The sequence below is a fragment of the Pseudomonas sp. BN414 genome (assembly GCF_029871275.1).
GTDB lineage: Bacteria > Pseudomonadota > Gammaproteobacteria > Pseudomonadales > Pseudomonadaceae > Metapseudomonas > Metapseudomonas resinovorans_C.
This window is the reverse complement of the sequence record NZ_SSOL01000001.1, coordinates 1-990: the sequence shown is the minus strand read 5'-3', so window position 1 is coordinate 990 and position 990 is coordinate 1. Positions and strand designations below refer to the sequence as shown.

Here is a 990-nt window from a genome sequence, read left to right as displayed (position 1 = left end):
GGCAACGTGCTGGACAACGACAGTGATGTGGATAACACCCTCACCGTCGCCAGCTTCACCGTGACCGGCATCACCGGCACCTTCAGCGCTGGTTCCAGCGCCGTGATCGCCGGTGTCGGCACCCTGACCATCGCTGCTGACGGCGACTATACCTTCACGCCGGCGCAGAACTGGAACGGCTCGGTGCCGCAGGTCACCTACACCACCAACACAGGCAGCAACTCGACGCTGGATATCACCGTCACGCCGGTGAACGACGCGTCCGTCCTGGCGCCCGATACCAAGACCGTCGCCGAAGACAATCCGGCCACCGGCAATGTGCTGGACAACGACATCGATGTGGATAACACCCTGACCGTTGCTAGCTTCAGCGTGACCGGCCTCACCGGCAGCTTCAACGCCGGCGATACCGCGACCATCGCCAACGTCGGCGCCTTCACCCTCGGCAGTAACGGGGATTACAGCTTCACCCCGGCCGCCAACTGGAACGGCTCGGTGCCGCAGGTCACCTACACCACCAACACCGGCAGCAACAGCACGCTGAACATCACCGTCACGCCGGTGGACGATGCATCCGCTCTGATCGCTGACACCGAGACCGTCGCCGAAGACAACCCGGCCACTGGCAACGTGCTGGGCAACGACAGCGATGTGGATAACACCCTGACGGTCGCCAGCTTCACCGTGTCGGGCGTCACCGGCACCTTCACCGCTGGCTCCAATGCAGTGATCGCCGGGATCGGCACCCTGACCATCGCCGCCAACGGCAACTACACCTTCACGCCGGTGCAGAACTGGAACGGTGACGTCCCGCAGGTCACCTACACCACCAATACCGGCAGCGAATCCACGCTGGATATCACCGTCACGCCGGTGAACGATGCACCGCAAACCAACGCCACCAGCGCTACCGGTAATGAAGACACTGTCATCGCCGTCAACCTCAATGGTTCGGACGTCGACGGCACTGTCGCCAGCTTCAAGCTGACT

At 62.8% G+C, this 990-nt stretch carries 1 protein-coding gene; it reads left to right on the top strand.

Annotated elements, in window-relative coordinates; translation table 11 throughout:
* A partial coding sequence (locus E8E95_RS00005) for an Ig-like domain-containing protein (RefSeq protein ID WP_280347107.1) occupies positions 1 to 990 on the top strand: 990 nt, incomplete at both ends.